At 70.4% G+C, this 18485-nt stretch carries 16 protein-coding genes; 13 read left to right on the plus strand and 3 right to left on the minus strand.

The annotated features are described in order from the left end of the window. Window positions 1-60 precede the first annotated feature (60 nt). The 3 genes from Q2K21_RS04460 to pstB all read left to right on the plus strand — a co-directional run bounded on the left by Q2K21_RS04460 (window position 61) and on the right by pstB (window position 3922). Window positions 61-2055 carry an Ig-like domain repeat protein gene (locus tag Q2K21_RS04460; protein WP_310765598.1) on the plus strand — a complete coding sequence of 665 codons (1995 nt, stop codon included), beginning with the start codon at window positions 61-63 and terminating at the stop codon, window positions 2053-2055. A gap of 83 nt (window positions 2056-2138) precedes the next feature. After that, on the plus strand, window positions 2139-3047 hold the full coding sequence (locus tag Q2K21_RS04465; protein ID WP_310765601.1) for a sortase: 909 nt from the start codon (window positions 2139-2141) through the stop codon (window positions 3045-3047). A gap of 68 nt (window positions 3048-3115) precedes the next feature. Further along, on the plus strand, window positions 3116-3922 hold the full coding sequence (pstB, locus tag Q2K21_RS04470; RefSeq protein WP_310780619.1) for a phosphate ABC transporter ATP-binding protein PstB: 807 nt from the start codon (window positions 3116-3118) through the stop codon (window positions 3920-3922). A gap of 31 nt (window positions 3923-3953) precedes the next feature. Here the strand turns inward: pstB and Q2K21_RS04475 are convergent, their stop codons facing one another. After that, window positions 3954-4916, minus strand: coding sequence for a WGR domain-containing protein (locus Q2K21_RS04475; RefSeq protein ID WP_310765604.1), 963 nt, complete (start codon window positions 4914-4916; stop codon window positions 3954-3956). Between the two features lie 644 nt (window positions 4917-5560). Between Q2K21_RS04475 and Q2K21_RS04480 the strand changes: the two genes are divergently transcribed. The 9 genes from Q2K21_RS04480 (at window position 5561) to Q2K21_RS04520 (ending at window position 15117) form a co-directional block, all read left to right on the plus strand. Next, window positions 5561-6784 (plus strand): amidohydrolase, encoded by a 1224-nt coding sequence (locus Q2K21_RS04480; RefSeq protein WP_310765607.1) that lies wholly within the window; start codon window positions 5561-5563, stop codon window positions 6782-6784. A 277-nt stretch (window positions 6785-7061) separates the two neighbouring features. Then, complete coding sequence (locus Q2K21_RS04485; RefSeq protein ID WP_310765610.1) at window positions 7062-8126, plus strand: BMP family lipoprotein; 1065 nt, start codon at window positions 7062-7064, stop codon at window positions 8124-8126. A gap of 198 nt (window positions 8127-8324) precedes the next feature. Next, window positions 8325-9851, plus strand: coding sequence for an ABC transporter ATP-binding protein (locus tag Q2K21_RS04490; RefSeq protein ID WP_310780621.1), 1527 nt, complete (start codon window positions 8325-8327; stop codon window positions 9849-9851). Further along, on the plus strand, window positions 9848-10975 hold the full coding sequence (locus tag Q2K21_RS04495) for an ABC transporter permease (protein ID WP_310765613.1): 1128 nt from the start codon (window positions 9848-9850) through the stop codon (window positions 10973-10975). Before Q2K21_RS04490 ends, Q2K21_RS04495 begins: the two co-directional genes overlap by 4 nt. After that, on the plus strand, window positions 10975-12261 hold the full coding sequence (locus tag Q2K21_RS04500; RefSeq protein WP_310765616.1) for an ABC transporter permease: 1287 nt from the start codon (window positions 10975-10977) through the stop codon (window positions 12259-12261). Before Q2K21_RS04495 ends, Q2K21_RS04500 begins: the two co-directional genes overlap by 1 nt. Next, window positions 12258-12659, plus strand: a complete 402-nt coding sequence (locus tag Q2K21_RS04505) for a cytidine deaminase (protein ID WP_310765619.1) — start codon at window positions 12258-12260, stop codon at window positions 12657-12659. Before Q2K21_RS04500 ends, Q2K21_RS04505 begins: the two co-directional genes overlap by 4 nt. 81 nt (window positions 12660-12740) lie before the next feature. Then, window positions 12741-14018, plus strand: coding sequence for a thymidine phosphorylase (locus tag Q2K21_RS04510; protein WP_310765621.1), 1278 nt, complete (start codon window positions 12741-12743; stop codon window positions 14016-14018). Between the two features lie 95 nt (window positions 14019-14113). Further along, window positions 14114-14698: a Uma2 family endonuclease gene (locus tag Q2K21_RS04515; protein WP_310765623.1), complete on the plus strand. Its 585-nt coding sequence runs from the start codon at window positions 14114-14116 to the stop codon at window positions 14696-14698. A 32-nt stretch (window positions 14699-14730) separates the two neighbouring features. After that, window positions 14731-15117 (plus strand): STAS domain-containing protein, encoded by a 387-nt coding sequence (locus Q2K21_RS04520; RefSeq protein ID WP_310765625.1) that lies wholly within the window; start codon window positions 14731-14733, stop codon window positions 15115-15117. Here Q2K21_RS04520 and Q2K21_RS04525 read toward each other — a convergent pair. Together Q2K21_RS04525 and Q2K21_RS04530 are read right to left on the minus strand one after the other, a co-directional pair. Then, window positions 15010-16017 (minus strand): sigma-70 family RNA polymerase sigma factor, encoded by a 1008-nt coding sequence (locus tag Q2K21_RS04525; RefSeq protein ID WP_310780623.1) that lies wholly within the window; start codon window positions 16015-16017, stop codon window positions 15010-15012. The genes Q2K21_RS04520 and Q2K21_RS04525 overlap by 108 nt on opposite strands. Window positions 16018-16137: 120 nt before the next feature. Then, on the minus strand, window positions 16138-17412 hold the full coding sequence (locus tag Q2K21_RS04530; RefSeq protein WP_310765627.1) for an MFS transporter: 1275 nt from the start codon (window positions 17410-17412) through the stop codon (window positions 16138-16140). Window positions 17413-17475: 63 nt separating this feature from the next. Here Q2K21_RS04530 and Q2K21_RS04535 point away from each other — a divergent pair, with 63 nt between their 5' ends. Continuing rightward, the gene (locus Q2K21_RS04535; protein ID WP_310765631.1) at window positions 17476-18438 is read left to right on the plus strand and encodes a LysR family transcriptional regulator; all 963 of its coding nucleotides are present in this window, start codon (window positions 17476-17478) and stop codon (window positions 18436-18438) included. Window positions 18439-18485 lie beyond the last annotated feature (47 nt).

Consider the following 18485-nt stretch of genomic DNA (forward strand, 5'->3'; position numbering starts at 1 on the left):
CGGCCCGTACCACCCTGCCAGATCTCTCTTCTCCCACGCTCAACCGTCAGGAGACTCTCGATGCGCAGAACGCGCTCTTCGGCGGCGCTCGTCGCCGCCGCCGTGGTGGCCGGCGGCCTGGCTCTGGCGAGCCCGGCGTCCGCCGACCCCACCCCCGCCGGGACCTTCCGGCAGCTCGTCGGCGTGGGTTCCGACACCACGCAGGACGTGCTCAACGCCCTGGCCGGCGACACCGTGGCGGGCAAGGACTACGCCGCGACCGCCGTGAAGTCGGCGAGCGGTGCGGGCCTCGCCTCGTACGACGCGATCGAGCCCGGCACCGGCTCCACCACCTCCACCATCCAGACCCGCTCCGGCGGCCCGTCCTTCCTGCGCCCGAACGGCTCGGGCAAGGGCCGTCTCGCCCTCAGCGAGTCGCTGACCGGTGACAAGTACCCGGACAGCTCCGGCGTCTCCGTCAAGGGCCAGGTCGACTTCGCCCGCTCCTCCGGCGGCCCCAGCACCGCGGGCACCGCGCTCACCTACATCCCGTTCGCCCGGGACGCGGTCGGCGTCGCGGTCAAGGGCTCGGCCCTGGACAAGCTGACGGTGGACCAGCTCCACGACATCTACTCCGGCACGCTCACCCAGGTGGAGGGCGTGACCGTCCACCCGAAGATCCCGCAGAGCGGCTCGGGCACCCGGAAGTTCTTCCTCTCCGCGATCGGCCTCACCGACGCGACGCTCTCCCCGAACATCCCGACCGTCCAGGAGAACCAGGCCGACGAGGTCGTCACCGAGGACGGCGCCCTCGCCCCCTTCTCCGTGGGCAGCTGGATCGCCCAGAACAACGGCGTCGCCCCCGACCACAGCAAGGACGCCGCCGCCGCGGGCGCCCACCTGGCCGCCGTGCAGCTGCCCGGCGACACCGGTGAGACCAGTCCGGTCACGAAGTCCAACGGCAAGTTCATCCCGGTCAACAGCTACTACGAGAACGCCACCTTCGGCCGCGACGTCTACAACGTCGTGCCCAGCCGGGCGATCGACCCGGCCGGCATGTTCTTCGACAAGGACCTCTACGACGTCTTCGTCACCAGCGGCAGCCACACCGCCGCGCTGGCGACCGACGCCGCCGAGACGGTCATCGCCGACTTCGGCTTCCTGAACGAGCCGTACAACGGCTCGATCAACCCGAACAAGCACGCGAAGTTCGGCGGTCTGGAGGAGTCGGGCGTCGACGCATCCACGCCGGCCGCGCCCGGGCTGAAGGCCACCCCCGGCGACGCGGGCGTCAAGCTGAGCTGGACCGCCCCGGCCGCCACCGGCCTCCCGGTCACCGACTACCGCGTCACGCTGACCGGTCTGGACGGCGCCGTCGTGGCCGTCAAGGACCTTTCGGCCACCACCACGTCGTACACCTTCGGCGGTCTGGCCCTCGGCACGTACACCGCCACGGTGGCCGCCGCCAACCTCAACGGCACCGGCACCGCCGCCTCCTGGACCGGCGCCGTCAAGTACGCGAGCACCACCAAGGCGACCACCGCCACGACCGCGTACGGCAGGACGCCGAAGGTCGCCGTCACCGTCACCGACGCGCACGGGGTCGTCCCGAGCGGCAAGGTCACGGTGAAGGAGGGCTCCACCACCCTCGGCACCGGCACCCTCGACGCCTCCGGCAAGGTCACCATCGGCCTGTCGAACCACCTCAAGGTCGCCACGCACTCGCTGGCCGTCTCCTACGGCGGCAGCGGCAAGCTGAACGCGTCCTCGACGACCGTCTCCCTGAAGATCACCAAGGCGACGCCGTCGATCGCCACCACCGCGCCCAGCACGGTCAGCCACACCAGCCGCGCCAAGGTCACGGCGAAGGTGACCGCCACCGGCACCACCCCGACCGGCACCGTGAAGATCTACGAGGGCTCCCGTGTGATCGCCACCGGCACGCTGAACGGCGGCAAGGTGACGATCACCCTGCCCAAGCTGAGCCGCGGCCGGCACACCCTGCACGCGTACTACGCCGGCTCTTCGACGGTGTCCGCGAAGAGCGGCGCCAACTTCACCATCAGGTCCACCTGACCCCGGCTGCCGGGGAGACCACCACGACGGTGGTCTCCCCGGCCGTACCTCGAACCCATGACCAGCGAAGGAGGCGGGACGCCGTGACCGTCGCCGTACCGACCACGCTCGCACCGGCCGCGCTCCGGGCAGGCGTCCGCAGCGTCACCGCCGTCCGCCACCTCGCCCGCGGCGGCCTGCTCAGCATCGCCGCCCTGCTGCTCGGCATCACCGCCCAGCTGCTCGTGGTCAGCGGCATCCAGGAGCACTCCGCCCAGCACGCCGCGTTCGACGAGCTGCGCAACCAACTCGCCCTGGGCACGGCCCCGGTGGCCCAGACCGACCAGGAGGGCCGGCTGCTGGCACCCGGCACCCCGGTCGCGCTGATCGACATCCCCGCCCTGGACATGACCCAGGTCGTCCTCGAAGGCACCGACTCCACCGTCATGACCGACGGCCCCGGCCACCGCAGGGACACCCCGATGCCCGGACAGGCGGGCACGAGCGTGCTGATGGGCCGGGCAGCCGCGTACGGCGGGCCGTTCGGGCGGCTGACCGGGCTCCGCGAGGGCACCAGGTTCACGGTGATCACCGGCCAGGGCAAGGCGACGTACCAGGTCCTCGATGTCCGCCGGGCCGGCGACCCGGCGCCCGCCCCCGTGGCCGCGGGCAAGGGCCGCCTGGTGCTGGTCACGGCGACCGGCCCCGGCTACATGCCCGCCGGCGTCCTGCGCGTCGACGCCGACCTGGTCTCCACGCCCTTCCAGACCCCGGCGGCCGTCATCCGCTCCGGCACGCTGCCGCAGTCCGAAGAGCCTCTGGCCCGCCCCTCCGGTGTCCCGTGGCCCCTGGTGATGTGGCTCCAGGCGCTGCTCCTCGCGGCCGTCGCCGCGGTGTGGGCGTGGCACCGCTGGGGCCGCCACCAGACGTGGATCGTCTTCGCCCCCCTCGTCGCGGTCCTGGGCCTCCAGGTCGCCACACGCACCACCGAACTGCTGCCCAACCTGCTGTGACCGACGCACCGGCCCCGCCACGAACCGAGGTACCCGACGTGACCGACGCCCTGACCGACACCGCCGTCCTGCCACCCGTACCCGCGACCGCGGCCCCGGCTCCCGCCACCCTCGAAGCCCGTGCGGTCTCCGCCTGGTTCGGCAACCACCAGGTACTCAGCCGGGTGTCGCTGACGATGCCCGCCGGCCAGGTCACGGCCCTGATCGGCCCCTCCGGCTGCGGCAAGTCGACGTTCCTGCGCACACTCAACCGCATGCACGAGATGATCCCGGCGGCGCAGTTCGGGGGCGAGGTGCTCTTCGAGGGCGAGGACATCTACGACCCGTCGTGGCGACTGACGGACGCCCGGCGCCGTATCGGCATGGTCTTCCAGAAGCCCAACCCGTTCCCCGCGATGTCGATCTACGACAACGTGGTGGCGGGCCTGCGCCTGACGGGAACACGCGCGAGCCGCCGCACGAAGGACGAACTGGTCGAGGAGTCCCTCACCCGCGCGGGCCTGTGGAAGGAGGTCAGGGACCGCCTCCGCCAGCCCGGCGGCGTCCTCTCCGGCGGCCAGCAGCAGCGCCTGTGCATCGCGCGCGCGTTGGCCGTACGCCCCCGGGTCCTGCTCATGGACGAACCGTGCTCGGCGCTCGACCCCACCTCCACCCGCCGCGTCGAGGAGACGATCCAGGAACTCGCCGGCCAGGTGACGGTGGTGATCGTCACCCACAACATGCAGCAGGCGGCCCGAGTCTCCCACCAGTGCGCCTTCTTCCTGGCCGAACAGGGAACCCCCGGCGGCATCGTGGAACACGGCCCCACGGAGAACATCTTCGGCACCCCGAAGGACCAGCGGACGGCGGACTATGTGGCGGGGCGGTTCGGCTGACGGGCCGCCTTCGCCAGCTGGGCCGTGTGCCTCAGTTGGTCAGGAAGGACAGCAGGTCAGCGAAGTGCGGGAGCGTGCCGGGGGCGAGACGTGTGGTTTCGCCTCGGAAGGAGCGCACCTCCACCCAGCTCTGCGGCGAGGCCTGCGACAGCACGTCCATGAGCTTCTGGAGGTCGGCTGGACGGTAGACCTTGAATGTCTGCGTCCGTCGGTAGAACGACGGCTGGACATCGAAGCGCAGGTCCACCACGGGCTGCGGCCGCCGGCCCCAGTCGCTGTAGGGCAGCGCGCCGTGGCCGTGGATGCGTGCGTCGACCAGCACCTCCGCGTCCTCGTCCCCGATCTCGCAGTTGAAGACGGGGAAGGCCGTTGCCACCCGAGCCGCTGCCGCCGGGTATGCGGCGCAAGCCCGCCCCAGTGCCGGCGAGCAGAACAGCGCGTGGTCGAACGATCCGACCGGGCTCGGCAGGGGCAGCTTGTGGTGGGATCGGCCATCGAAGGCCAGGTCACGCCTGGAGCAGAGGAACTCCAGGAAGGAAGCAACAGTGTCGGCCTTGTGGCTGCCTGCCCGTACCGTGAAGCGGACCGCGCCGCGCCCGTTGTCGCGCAGCACGTAGTACTCGTAGAAGCCCATCGGGTGGTCGGATGCATGGGTGCGCCGGTAGACCTGGTCGAAGCCGTCGACAGGCAGGTACTGGGGGATGGGGGAGTGGGGTCCGGTTGCTCGGGTGATGACGTCCAGGACCGGTGTTCCGACGTCGGCTTCCGCCGGATCGCGGGGAGGGTCAACCTCGGCGAAGCCCTTGCGGAGGCGGTCGTTGATCTTGCGTGCTGCGTGGCACCGCGCTCGTTCCTCGTCGTCGAGCACCGATGTGCTTGCTTTGCCCGGTGCTGGGTCGGAGCCCCATCTGATGAAGCAGCGGATCCCTTCCTGACGGATCTCCCAGTATTCGAGCGTGGCCCCTTGCCGCTCGAACCTCCGCCATCCGCTCACGCGGTGCCTCCCACGCGGTCTGGCGGTCCATCTGCGCCAGGACCGCACGCGGGTGACCCTATCGCTCGATCGCGGGGCCGCCCTCGCCTTCGCCGCTGGTCAGAAGCGGTCCGCATCCTTGAGGTGACCAATGGCGTCGTAGGGCGCGCGCGGTGCGTATGAAGTCCGGTTTCTCGGGGTGCGCGGTCGCGCACCCTACCCGCCGGGGCGGACGGTCCGGGGGCTGCTTCCGGGGATTCATTCCTCCGCCATGCGGGTGTCAGCCATGGCGCGGGGGCGGATCGGCGCGGCCAAGTGACGCCTTCGGTGCGAGGAGGGCGGCGGGACGTGGTATCCGTGAGATACGGGAATGGCTCGGGTCCTCCGAACGTTCCCGCGACGGGACGCTCGGACATGGGAGCGGTCCCGTGCAGGGATCACCGGGTGCCCTCCGCGGCACCGGGACGGCTCCGCGGTCACCCCGGCGGACCCGTTCATGACCCCGTGAAGATCCCTCCGCCCGGAAAGCCGGGCGAGTCTACCCATTCCCTCCGCCGGCTATGCGGCGTGCGGCCAGGTTTTCTTCCTCTGACGGGCTGAAGTTTTGTTGATCGAGGGGAAGCCGGCCGCCCGATCGCCCTACCCTTCAAAGGGTGAACCATCTGATGTCCCGAGAGTCCGAGGCCGACCACCCCGGGGAAGCGGTGCTCCCCGGCGCGCTGCCCGAGGCGCTGCGCGCCGAGCTCGTCGCCTTCCGCCGCGACCTGCACATGCACCCGGAACTGGGCAACCAGGAGTTCCGTACGACCGCCGCGATCAAGGCCCGCCTGGAGCAGGCGGGACTGGCCCCACGCGTGCTCGACACCGGCACCGGGCTCCTCTGCGACATCGGCGACTGGGACGGCGTACGCCCCATGCTCGCGCTGCGCGCCGACATCGACGCGCTCCCCATCCCCGACACCAAGAGCGACTGCGCCTACCGCTCCACCGTGCCCGACCGCGCCCACGCCTGCGGCCATGACGTGCACACCACGGTCGTCCTCGGCGCCGGGCTCGTCCTCGCCCAGCTGCACCGCGAGGGGCGGCTGCCGCGGCCGGTGCGGCTGGTCTTCCAGGCCGCCGAGGAGGTTCTGCCGGGTGGGGCCACCGACGCCATCGAGTCCGGCGTCCTCGACGGGGTCGGGCGGATCATCGCCGTGCACTGCGACCCCAAGGTCGACGCGGGGCGCATCGGCTTGCGCCACGGCCCCATCACCTCCGCCTGCGACCGGCTTGAAGTCGCACTCGACGGCGCGGGCGGCCACACCGCGCGCCCTCACCTCACCACCGACCTCGTCGTCGCCGCCGCGCGCGTTGCCACCGAGGTGCCGCCCCTGGTCGCACGCCGCGTGGACGCCCGCAGCGGGCTCGCGGTGACCTGGGGGCGTATCGAGTCCGGGCACGCCTGCAACGTCATCCCGCAGCACGCCGAGCTCTCCGGGACCGTGCGCTGCCTGGACCTCGACGCCTGGCGGCAGGCGCCCGACCTCGTCCACGAGGCGATCGACGAGATCGCGAACCTCTACAAGGCGAAGTCCGAGATCAACTACATCCGTGGGGTGCCGCCCGTCGTCAATGACGGCGCCGTCACCGACCTGCTGCGCGACGCCATGGCAGCGCGCCGCGGCGCGCACTGCGTCGAGGACACCGAGCAGAGCCTCGGCGGCGAGGACTTCTCCTGGTATCTGGAGCAGGTGCCCGGCGCGATGGCCCGCCTCGGCGTCCGCCGCCCCGGCGAGCGCGGCGTCCGCGACCTGCACCAGGGCGACTTCGACGCGGACGAGCATGCCATCACGGTCGGCGTGGAGTTGTTCACAGCCGCTGTCTTCCTGGACGCGCAGCGGGCGTGAGCCCCACGGCCCTGCGGGCATGTTCCGCCCTCCGACGCAACATGCCCGTAAGCCATTTGTGCTTTGTTCGCAACGGCCTGCAACTAGGGCTCGGATGCCGAGTTCAGGCAGTGTTTGCCTCGAATCGATAACGGCTTCGCGAGAGGTGTTTTTATGACATCTACGCGCGTTACGATTCCGCGAAGCCGACGCCGACCGGGCGTCTCGGCTCGGGCACCGGCAGGGTGCTCGAATCAAGCGCCGACATGGCGCTCAGGTCAGGTGAAGGAGCCTTCCCGTGCGCCGGGTAGCCAAGCTTTCTGCTGCGTGTGCCGTCACCGCAGCCCTCGCACTGACTGCCACTGCCTGTGGCAGCACGTCCTCCGACAACAACGCCTCGTCGTCGTCGTCCTCCTCCAGCGGCGGCGGCAAGGGTGTCAAGATCGGTCTCGCCTTCGACGTCGGCGGCCGCGGTGACCGTTCCTTCAACGACTCCGCCGCGCGCGGTGCGGACAAGGCCAAGGGCGAGTTCAGTGGCGACATCAAGGAACTGACCGCCAAGACCTCCGACACCGAGGCCGACCGCGAGCAGCGCCTCTCGGACCTCGCCGACGCCGGCTACAACCCGATCATCGGTGTCGGCTTCTCCTACGCCACCTCCATGACCAAGGTCGCCGCCAAGTACCCGAAGGTCAGCTTCGGCATCGTCGACTCGGTGGTGAACGCCAAGAACGTCGACAGCATCACGTTCACCGAGGAGCAGGGCTCCTACCTGGCCGGTGTCGCCGCCGCGCTGAAGACGAAGAAGGACCACGTCGGCTTCGTCGGCGGTGTCGACGTCCCGCTGATCAAGAAGTTCGAGGCGGGCTTCGTCCAGGGCGTCAAGGACACCAACCCGAAGGTCAAGGTCGACACCCAGTACCTGAGCCACGGCTCGGACTTCTCCGGCTTCGCCAGCCCTGACAAGGGCAAGGAGGCCGCGCAGGGCATGCTCGACAACGGCGCGGACGTGATCTACTCGGCGGCCGGCTCCTCCGGCAACGGCGCGATCGAGGCCGTCAACGGCGTCAAGGGTGCCTGGGCCATCGGCGTGGACTCCGACCAGTACAACATCCCGGGTCTGGCCAAGTACAAGAACTCGATCCTGACCTCGATGGTCAAGAACGTCGACGTCGGTGTCTACGACTTCATCAAGTCCGTGCACGACGGCAAGCCGCTGACCGGCACCAACACCTACTCGCTCGCCAAGGACGGTGTGTCTTTGGCCACTAGCGGTGGCTTCATCGACGACATCCAGGCCAAGCTGGACGTCGCGAAGAAGAAGATTGTCGACGGCTCGATCAAGGTCAAGACCACCCCGTGACCTGATGGGTCCCGTCGGACCCCGGCTCGGTGTGGGGGTGCCTTCCGTGCCCCCCGCCGAGCCATAACAATGTGCCAACTCTACGCGTGTAGCACGGAGTTGCCGCGCTAGCGTCGCCGACGCCTGCCCTCCCCCCGCAGCCCCTTTCCCCGAGGAGAGTGCGCCATCAACGCGTCCAGCCCTCCCGCTGCCGTCGAACTGCGCGGCATCACCAAGCGTTTCCCCGGCGTCGTCGCCAACCGCGATATCGACATCACGGTCCGTACGGGCACCGTACACGCCCTGTGCGGTGAGAACGGAGCCGGCAAGTCCACCCTGATGAAGATCCTCTACGGCATGCAGCAGCCGGACGAGGGCACCATCACCGTGGGCGGCGAACAGGTCGTCTTCCACAACCCCGCCGACGCCATCGCCCGCGGCATCGGCATGGTCCACCAGCACTTCATGCTCGCCGACAACCTCACCGTCCTCGAGAACGTCGTCCTCGGCGCGGAGAAGCTGTACGGCATCGGAGGCAAGGCCCGCGCCAAGATCAAGGAGATCTCCGACGCGTACAGCCTGAACGTCCGGCCGGACGTCCTCGTGGAGGAGCTCGGCGTCGCCGACCGCCAGCGCGTGGAGATCCTCAAGGTCCTCTACCGCGGCGCCAAGACCCTCATCCTGGACGAGCCCACCGCCGTCCTCGTGCCGCAGGAGGTCGACGCCCTCTTCGCCAACCTGCGCGACCTCAAGGCCGAGGGCCTCACCGTCATCTTCATCTCCCACAAGCTGGGCGAGGTGCTCTCCGTCGCCGACGAGATCACCGTCATCCGGCGCGGCACCACCGTCGGCACGGTCGAGCCGCGGGGCACCACCCCCAAGCAGCTCGCCGAGCTGATGGTCGGCAGCGAACTGCCGACGCCGGAGACCGAGGAGTCCACCGTCACGGACGTCCCGATGCTCAAGCTGGACGGCCTGCGCCTCGCGCAGACGGACCTCGACGGCATCGAGCGGATCATCCTGGACGAGATCTCCTTCACCATCCACAAGGGCGAGGTCCTCGGCATCGCCGGTGTGGAGGGCAACGGCCAGTCCGAGCTGGTCGAGGCGATCATGGGCATGCGCCGGCCGGACGCCGGCGTGATCACGCTCGACGGCGCCGACATCTCCCACGCCCCGACGCGGGGCCGCCGCGAGGCCGGTGTCGGCTACATCCCGGAGGACCGCCACCGCCACGGCCTGCTTCTGGAAGCACCGCTGTGGGAGAACCGCATCCTCGGCCATGTCTCCGAGCGGCCCAACTCGCGCGGCGGACTGCTCGACATCAAGGCGGCCCGCGCCGACACCGAGCGGATCGTGCAGGCGTACGACGTCCGCACGCCCGGCATCGACGTGACCGCGGCCTCGCTGTCCGGCGGCAACCAGCAGAAGCTGATCGTCGGCCGCGAGATGAGCCACGACCCCAAGCTGCTCATAGCCGCCCACCCCACCCGGGGTGTGGACGTCGGCGCGCAGGCCGCGATCTGGGACCACATCCGCGAGGCTCGGCGTAAGGGCCTGGCCGTGCTGCTGATCTCCGCCGACCTGGACGAGCTCATCGGGCTCTCCGACACTCTGCGGGTCATGTACCGCGGCCGCCTGGTCGCCGACGCCGACCCCGCCACGATCACCCCCGAGGAGCTGGGCTCCGCCATGACGGGTGCGGCCACCGGCCACCTGGAGCACACAGAGGACGACGCCCGATGAACAAGCTGACCTCACGGATCGACAAGGAGCGGCTGCTCCTCGGGATCGCCGCGCCGCTGCTGGCGGTCGTCGCCGCGCTCGTCGTCACCACCCTGGTGATCCTCGCCACCGGCAAGAACCCCGGTGACGCCTTCAGCGAGATGGTGACCTACGGCTTCGCCAGCGACAGCCAGGTCTACATCCTGAACAAGGCGACGACGTACTACCTGGCGGGTGTCGCGGTGGCCATCGGCTTCCGCATGAACCTGTTCAACATCGGCGTCGACGGTCAGTACCGGCTCGCCGCGTTCATCGCCGCCGTCCTCGGCGGGGCGCTCACCGTGCCCGGCTGGATAGCCATCCCGCTGATCATCATCTGCGCCATGGCGACCGGCGCCCTGTGGGCGGCCATCGCCGGCATCCTCAAGGTGACGCGAGGGGTCAGCGAGGTCATCTCGACGATCATGCTGAACTCGATCGCCACCGCGATCATCGGCTACCTGCTCCAGCCCGGAAAGCTGGCCGAGCTCCAGCAGGGCGGCACCCTCGTCTCCACCAAGCCGCTGCCGTCGTCCACGTACTTCTTCACCATTGACACCGGCCCGGCCGGCATCCTGGACGGCTTCATCGTCATCGCCGTGATCGTCGGCATCGGGTACTGGTTCGTGCTCGGCCGCACCCGGTTCGGCTTCGACCTGCGCACCGTCGGCCAGTCCGAGACCGCCGCCGCCGCGAGCGGTGTCGGGGTGAAGAAGATGATCGCCACCAGCATGATCATCTCGGGTGGGGTGGCCGGCCTGATCGGCATGCCCACGCTGCTGAACGAGAGCCACCAGTACGACAACAGCTTCCCCGTCGGCATCGGCTTCACCGGCATCGCCATCGCGCTGCTCGGCCGCAACCACCCGATCGGTATCGCGCTCGGCGCCCTGCTGTGGGGCTTCCTGGAGCGCACCACCAACCACCTGGAGTTCCAGGGCTACGACAAGGAGATCCTCGGCGTCATCCAGGGCGTCATCGTCCTGTGTGTCGTGATCGCCTACGAGGTCGTACGCCGCTACGGCCTCAAGCGCCAGCAGCACCGGGTCGGCGTCGAGCTCGCCGCCCAGGCCGCCGCCCCGACGAAGAAGCAGGAGGTGGCGTGATGACTGCCACGATGACCGACACGCCGCCGCCCGCGGCGCCCAGGGCGGGCACCGCCGCCAAGGCTTCGGGCCGGTCGCTCGGCCAGATCCTCATGATCGTCGCCGGCGCCCTGCTGCTCCTGGCCGCGGTCCGTATGATCACCGGCTCCAACCAGCTCGACTCCGCCGGACAGGTCAGCGCCGCCCTGGGTCTCGCCGTGCCGATCGGCCTCGCCGGTCTCGCGGGTCTGTGGTCCGAGCGGTCCGGCGTGGTCAACATCGGCCTCGAAGGCATGATGATCCTCGGCACCTTCGGCGCCGGCTGGATCGGCTGGCAGTCCAGCCCCTGGCTGGGCCTGCTGTGCGGCATCGGCTTCGGTGTCGTCGGCGGCCTGGTGCACGCCGTCGCGACCATCACCTTCGGCGTCGACCACATCGTCTCCGGTGTCGCGATCAACCTGCTCGCGCTCGGTACCACCCAGTACCTCGCCAAGCTGTTCTTCGCCGACGGCAAGGCGTCGGAGGCGGGCGGCAACCCCAAGCAGTCACCGCCCGTGGACTCACTGCCGAACGTCACCGTGCCCGGCCTCTCCGACGCGCTCGCGTCGCTCGAGAAGCACCACTGGTTCCTGGTCTCCGACCTCGCGGGCATCCTCGGCGGTCTGGTCACCAAGCTGTCGGTGGTGACGATCCTGGCCGCGCTGCTGTTCGTCGGCAGCTGGTGGCTGCTGTGGCGCACCCCCTTCGGTCTGCGGCTGCGCTCCTGCGGCGAGAACCCGACCGCCGCGGAGTCGCTCGGCGTCAACGTCTACAAGTACAAGTACGCGGCCGTGGCCGTCTCCGGCGGTCTCGCCGGCCTCGGCGGTGCCTTCCTCGCGCTGGTCACCTCGCACACGTACCTGGAGGGCCAGACCGGCGGGCGCGGCTACATCGGCCTCGCGGCCATGATCTTCGGCAACTGGCGGCCGGGCGGACTGGCCATGGGCGCCGGCCTGTTCGGCTACTCCGACGCACTCCAGCTGCGCAACGGCGGTGTGACCGTGCACGCCCTGCTCCTTCTGCTGGTCATCCTCCTCGCGGCGCTGGCCGGCTGGAAGCTGTACCGCAAGGCCATGTGGCAGGGTGTCATCAGCGCCGTCATGGCCGCGCTCGTCCTGGTCTGGTACCTGCTCACCGACCAGGTCCCGAGCGACTTCGTCGGCGCCACCCCGTACGTCGTCACCCTGCTCGTGCTGTCGCTGTCCGCGCAGCGCCTGCGGATGCCCAAGGCCGACGGCATGCGGTACCGGAAGGGACAGGGCAAGTGACCACGCCTGCGACCGTCGACTGGGAAGCCCTGCGGGAGCTGGCCCGCGCGGCGATGTCCCGCGCGTACGCCCCCTACTCGGGCTACCCGGTGGGCGTAGCCGCGCTGGTCGACGACGGGCGGACCGTCACCGGCTGCAATGTCGAGAACGCCTCCTACGGCATCAGCCTGTGCGCCGAGTGCGGGCTCGTCTCGCAGCTTCAGAACACCGGGGGCGGCCGGCTCACGCACTTCACGTGCGTGGACGGCAAGGGCGAGATCCTCGTCCCGTGCGGTCGCTGCCGCCAGCTCCTGTACGAGTTCGGCGGCCCGGATCTGCTCCTGGAGACCCCGGCGGGAATCCTGCCGCTCTCCGAGATGCTGCCCCAGGCCTTCGGGCCGGACCATCTCACCAAGTAACTCCCGTGCGGCCCCTCTGAGTCGATCTTCGTGGCTCAGGGGGGCCGTACACCTTCGGAACTTCGGAAGGAACCCATGGCCATGGACGCCATCTCCGTCATCCGCACCAAGCGGGACCGCGGTGAGCTGAGCGACGAGCAGATCGACTGGGTCATCGACGCGTACACGCGGGGCGAGGTCGCCGACGAGCAGATGTCCGCGCTCGCGATGGCCATCCTGCTCAACGGCATGAACCGCCGCGAGATCGCGCGCTGGACGGCCGCGATGATCGCGTCGGGCGAGCGGATGGACTTCTCGTCCCTGACCCGCCCGACGGCCGACAAGCATTCGACGGGCGGTGTCGGCGACAAGATCACGCTGCCGCTCGCTCCCCTGGTGGCGGCGTGCGGGGCTGCCGTTCCCCAGCTGTCGGGCCGCGGCCTCGGCCACACCGGCGGCACGCTGGACAAGCTGGAGTCGATCCCCGGCTGGCGCGCCCTCCTCTCGAACGAGGAGATGTTGCACGTCCTGGACACGACCGGCGCGGTGATCTGCGCGGCGGGCGACGGCCTGGCACCGGCGGACAAGAAGCTCTACGCGCTCCGCGACGTCACGGGCACAGTCGAGGCGATCCCCCTGATCGCTTCCTCCATCATGTCGAAGAAGATCGCCGAGGGCACGGGTTCCCTGGTCCTGGACGTGAAGGTCGGCTCGGGCGCCTTCATGAAGACGATCGAGGACGCGCGGGAGCTGGCGCGCACGATGGTGGGCCTCGGGACCGACCACGGCGTGAAGACGGTCGCGCTGCTGACGGACATGTCGACCCCGCTGGGCCTGACGGCGGGCAACGCGCTGGAGGTCCGCGAGTCGGTCGAGGTCCTCGCGGGCGGCGGTCCGGCGGACGTGGTGGACCTGACGATCGCCCTGGCGCGCGAGATGCTCGACGCGGCCGGCGTGAAGGACGCGGACCCGGCGAAGGCCCTGGCGGACGGCTCGGCGATGGACGTCTGGCGCCGGATGATCGCGGCCCAGGGCGGCGACCCGGACGCGCCGCTGCCCACCTCCCGTGAGCAGCACGTGATCAAGGCCCCGTCGTCGGGCGTCCTGACCCGCCTGGACGCGTACGGCATCGGCGTCGCCGCCTGGCGCCTGGGCGCGGGCCGCGCGCGCAAGGAGGACCCGGTGCAGGCGGGCGCGGGCATCGAGATGCACGCCAAGCCGGGCGACCCGGTGACGGCGGGCCAGCCGCTGCTGACCCTGCACACGGACACGCCCGAGCGCTTCGAGTACGCGCTCCAGGCGATCGAGGGCTCGTACGACATCGCGGCGACGGGCACGGAGTTCACGGCTACGCCGGTCGTGCTGGAACGTATCGCCTGACCTGCGCTTTCTCCTTTCGGGTGAACGGGATCGGTGGACCTGCGCCGGTCCCGTTCGGCATGCTGGGATCGGTGACGCACCGATAGGAGACCGCCATGAGCGCACTCACCGTCAGCCAGGACCCCGAGCAGAGCTGGGACGACCTCGTCCGGTTCTGGGAGGAGATGGAATGGCCTGAGGGCAGCAAGGTGGAGATCATCGAGGGGATCATCACCGTGTCACCTGCTCCCGCGCCGCGTCACAACGTGATCGCGGAACGCATCCAGCGTCGCCTCTACTCAGTGATCCCCGAGGACTGGGGGATCTACCAGACACTGGCCATCGCCGTGCCGTCGCGTCTGGGCATGCTCATCCCGGACCTCGTGGTGGTTCCGATGCCGGAGTGCGCGGAGTCGGACACCCACATTCCCGCCGCTCTGGCCGAACTCGTTGTCGAGGTGACTTCCAAGTCCAACGCCCGCCACGACCGCATCAGCAAACCCGCCGCCTACGCCACCGCGGGCATCCCGCTCTACCTCCTCGTCGATCGCTGGGCTCCCGACGGCCCGACCGCGACGCTCTACGGCGAGCCCAAGGGCGACGTCTATCGCCCCCTGAGCACCGCCAAGTTCGGGGAGGCCATCAAGCTCCCCGCTCCCTTCGACCTCGTCATCGACACCAGCGAGTTTCCCGTCGATTAGAGGCACAGCCGTGCCCCGCAGACCCGCCGCCGATGAATTCCAGGCGCCCGTCCGGTCTACCTGCCGTGGACGCCGAGACACCCGCCATACTCATGCTGACCGGCCCCGTCACCCATGACGACGTGGCGAGGCTGGGTGACGACGTACAAGGGCTGCTGGAGGCCACCGGTGCCGGGGTCGTCGTACTCGACGTCGGTGCCCTGAGGCCCGTGCAGCTCGCCACCATCGACGTGCTGGCCCGGCTCCAGCTCGCCGCCCGGCGGGCCGGCGGCCGCATACGGCTGCGCGACCCGGCCCCCGCCCTGCGCGCCCTACTCGACCTTGTCGGCCTCACCTTCGAGCTGGAGGGGGAGGTCGAACAGCGGGAACCAGCGCTGCGTGTCGAGGAAGAAGTGGAACCCGGTGAGCCGGCCCGCTGAAATCTCCAGGACCTGAACCGCCCACGCCGTGAAGCCGCCCGCCTCCGGGTCCGGCTTGTACTGGGCGAAGCCAGGCAGGCCGTTGACCTCGACCGGTACCAGGCGCGAGCCCTCGCAGGCGGAACCGAGCGTCGTCATGAAACCCGTGATGTCCGACGTGCCGCGCAGCCACAGGTCGAACGGCGGCATGGTCATCACCGCGTCCTCGTGCAGCAGGGCCGTCAGCGCCGCCATGTCGTACCCCTCGAAGGCCGCCACATAGCGCTCCAGGAGCTTTCGCTGCTCCTCGTCGAGGGGGTCGGAGACGGCGGCGTCGTCACCCTCCGCGGCCCTCTCGGCCAGCGTCGCGCGCGCCCGCTGAAGCGCGCTGTTGACGGAGGCGACCGAGGTGTCCAGCAGCTCGGCGACCTCGCTCGCCTTCCAGGCCAGTACCTCGCGCAGGATGAGCACCGCGCGCTGCTTGGGCGGAAGCTGCTGAAGGGCCGCCATGAACGCCAGACGGACCGACTCCTTCGCCACCGCCGCCTCCGCCGGATCGCTCACCGACGGCAGCACACGGGCGTCCGGCATCGGCTCCAGCCAGGTGTTGTCCGGGCAGGGGGAGAGGGCCGCCTGGGCCAGCGGGGTGGAGTCCGTGAGGTCCACCGGCCTGGCCCGCTTGTTGCCCGCGCTCAGCATGTCCAGGCAGACGTTCGTCGCGATCCGGTACAGCCAGGAGCGCAGAGAGGAGCGGCCCTCGAACTTCTCGTAGCTCCGCCAGGCGCGGACCATCGTGTCCTGCACCGCGTCCTCGGCCTCGAAGGAGGAGCCGAGCATCCGGTAGCAGTACCCCGTCAGCTCGACCCGGTGCTTCTCCAGCCTGACGTCGAGGCCGTCCACCGTCGCCGTGCCGTTGTTCATCGGTCCACCCACCCCCGTGACTGTTCCTGTAGCGCGCCGTCGCGCCCCAGCACTTCGGAAGCTACAGGAGAGCACTGACAACGGCTCCTGGAGTGGGGAAACGGCCAGGTGGGAGACCCGCTACGCCGGCTGCGCCGCCAGCCGCGCCGCCCTCGACCCGAGCACCGTGATCGTCACGACGCCGAGCACCGCCAGCAGGCCCATGCCCACCGTCCCGGCCCAGCCGCCCGCGTGGAAGGCCACCGCGCCGAGGGTGCTGCCCGTGCTGGAGCCGATGTAGTACGAGGACTGGTAGAGGGCGGAGGCCTGGGCGCGGCCCTGCTTCGCCGTGTGGCTGACTGCCGAGGACGCCACCGCGTGGCCCGCGAAGAAGCCCGCCGTGATCAGGACCAGGCCGAGCAGCACCAGCGGCAGGGAGGACGCCAGGGACAGGATCAGGCCCGCGGTCGTCGTGCCGCCCGCCAGGTAGAGCGCCCCGCGGCGGCCCAGGCGGCCCACCAGCCGGCCCGCCGCGGACGCCGACGCCGTACCCACCAGGTACACCAGGAAGATCGAACCGATGATGCCCTGCGGCAACCCGAACGGATCCTCCGTCAGGCGATAGCCGATCACCGTGTAGACGCCGCCGAACACCATCATGAACAGCGCGCCGATCGCGTACAGCCTGCGCAGCAGCGGGTTGGCGAGGTGGTCGCGGACCGTGCCGACGAGGACGCGCGGGCGCAGCGAGCCCGGCCTGAAGTGCTTCGGCGCCGGGAGCAGCAGCCGGAAGGCCACCGCGCAGGCGACCGCGATCACGCCGATGGCGCCCACGGCGACCCGCCAGCCCCATTCCTGCGCCACCCAGCCGGTGATGACCCGGCCGCTCATCCCGCCGACGCTGTTGCCGGCCACGAACAGGCCGATCGCCGTGATCAGCGCCTTCGGGCTGACCTCTTCCGCCAGATACGCGGTCGCCGACGCCGGCAGTCCGGCCAGCGCAGCGCCCTGGACCGCCCGCAGCGCGATCAGCGCGCCCAGCGACGGCGCGAACGGGACCAGCAGCCCGACCGTGACCGCGACCGCCAGCGACGCCGTCATCACCGTACGCCGCCCGAACCGCTCGGAGAGGGCGCTCATGGGGAGCACGAACAGCGCCAGCGCGCCGGTCGCGCCGGACACCGTCCAGCTCGCCGCGCTCGCCGTCACCCCGAAGTCGGAGGAGACGAGCGGCAGCAGGGCCTGCGTGGAGTAGAGGAGGGCGAAGGTCGCGACCCCCGCGAGGAAGAGCGCGAGGCTCATCCGGCGGTAGCCGGGGCCACCCGGGGTCATACGGGAGTCGGCGGCGGGGGCACTGGAGACGGTGACGGCGTCGGCGCCCACGGGGGTGGACGCCTCGGTACTGGCAGCAGGCATGCTTCGAACGTACGGACCCGGCCGCTCATCCGTCCAATGCACGGAAACGCCATAATCGTTCCCATGGTGCATCAGTCGAGGTCAGCCAGGGGCCTGTCACCGTCCGGTGACACAAGTGACACAGAAGACATCGTCACGCTGCTCGCGCCGCGCCTGGCGTACTTCGCGGGCGTGGCCCGTACGGAACACGTCACGCGTGCCGCGCAGGAGATGCAGGTCCCGCAGTCCACCCTGTCCCGCACACTCGTCCGGCTCGAACAGGACCTGGGCGTCGAGCTGTTCGCCCGCCGTGGCCGCACGGTCTCGCTCACCCCCGCCGGCCGTACGTTCCTCGCCTCCGTCGAGCGTGCCCTGGCGGAGATCGAGCGGGCCGCCGACGAGGTGCGCGCGGACGCCGACCCGGCCACCGGCAAGGTCGCCTTCGGCTTCCTGCACACGATGGGCGCCGAGACCGTGCCCGGTCTGATCCACGCCTTCCGCGCCGATCATCCCCGGGTCCGCTTCAGCCTCGTCCAGAACTACGGCGAGGCGATGATCGAGGGGCTGCGGTCGGGGGAGCTGGATCTGTGCCTGACCTCGCCCGTGCCGGACGCCCCGGACCTGGTCGCCCGCCGCCTCGACGAGCAGAAGCTGCGGCTCGTCGTGCCCGCCGACCACCGGCTCGCGAGCCGCCGGCGCATCCGCCTCGCCGAGGCCGCGGACGAGACCTTCGTGTCCCTGGAGCCCGGGTACGGGCTGCGCCGCATCACCGACGACCTGTGCCGGGATGCCGGGTTCAAGCCGCGGGTCGCCTTCGAGGGCGAGGAGGCGGAGACGCTGCGCGGCCTGGTGGCGGCGGGGCTGGGGGTGGCATTGCTGCCGCCGCCGGCCGTGCCGCGCCCCGGGGTCGTGGAACTGACGGTGACTGCGCCGCGGGCGGTACGGGAGATCGGGGTGGCGTGGCTGGAGGGCCACGTCGACACGCCGCCGGTGGCGGCCTTCAAGAGGTTTCTGTTGTCGAGGAGGGGGCGGCTTCTGCCGGACTGAGGGTGCGGGCTGTCTGTGGCTGGCCGCGCCCACGCGGCGCAGCCGCA

It is taken from the genome of Streptomyces sp. CGMCC 4.7035 (assembly GCF_031583065.1).
In the GTDB taxonomy this organism is placed as follows: domain Bacteria; phylum Actinomycetota; class Actinomycetes; order Streptomycetales; family Streptomycetaceae; genus Streptomyces; species Streptomyces yaanensis.

What these genes read in the sequence shown, in the direction of transcription:
- Q2K21_RS04500 (WP_310765616.1), top strand. Translation starts at nt 10,975, where the DNA reads ATGACTGCCACGATGACCGACACGCCGCCGCCCGCGGCGCCCAGGGCG.
- Q2K21_RS04460 (WP_310765598.1), top strand. Translation starts at nt 61, where the DNA reads ATGCGCAGAACGCGCTCTTCGGCGGCGCTCGTCGCCGCCGCCGTGGTG.
- Q2K21_RS04520 (WP_310765625.1), top strand. Translation starts at nt 14,731, where the DNA reads ATGAATTCCAGGCGCCCGTCCGGTCTACCTGCCGTGGACGCCGAGACA.
- Q2K21_RS04525 (WP_310780623.1), bottom strand. Translation starts at nt 16,017, where the DNA reads ATGAACAACGGCACGGCGACGGTGGACGGCCTCGACGTCAGGCTGGAG.
- Q2K21_RS04535 (WP_310765631.1), top strand. Translation starts at nt 17,476, where the DNA reads ATGGTGCATCAGTCGAGGTCAGCCAGGGGCCTGTCACCGTCCGGTGAC.
- Q2K21_RS04530 (WP_310765627.1), bottom strand. Translation starts at nt 17,412, where the DNA reads ATGCCTGCTGCCAGTACCGAGGCGTCCACCCCCGTGGGCGCCGACGCC.
- Q2K21_RS04515 (WP_310765623.1), top strand. Translation starts at nt 14,114, where the DNA reads ATGAGCGCACTCACCGTCAGCCAGGACCCCGAGCAGAGCTGGGACGAC.
- Q2K21_RS04495 (WP_310765613.1), top strand. Translation starts at nt 9,848, where the DNA reads ATGAACAAGCTGACCTCACGGATCGACAAGGAGCGGCTGCTCCTCGGG.
- Q2K21_RS04510 (WP_310765621.1), top strand. Translation starts at nt 12,741, where the DNA reads ATGGACGCCATCTCCGTCATCCGCACCAAGCGGGACCGCGGTGAGCTG.
- Q2K21_RS04480 (WP_310765607.1), top strand. Translation starts at nt 5,561, where the DNA reads ATGTCCCGAGAGTCCGAGGCCGACCACCCCGGGGAAGCGGTGCTCCCC.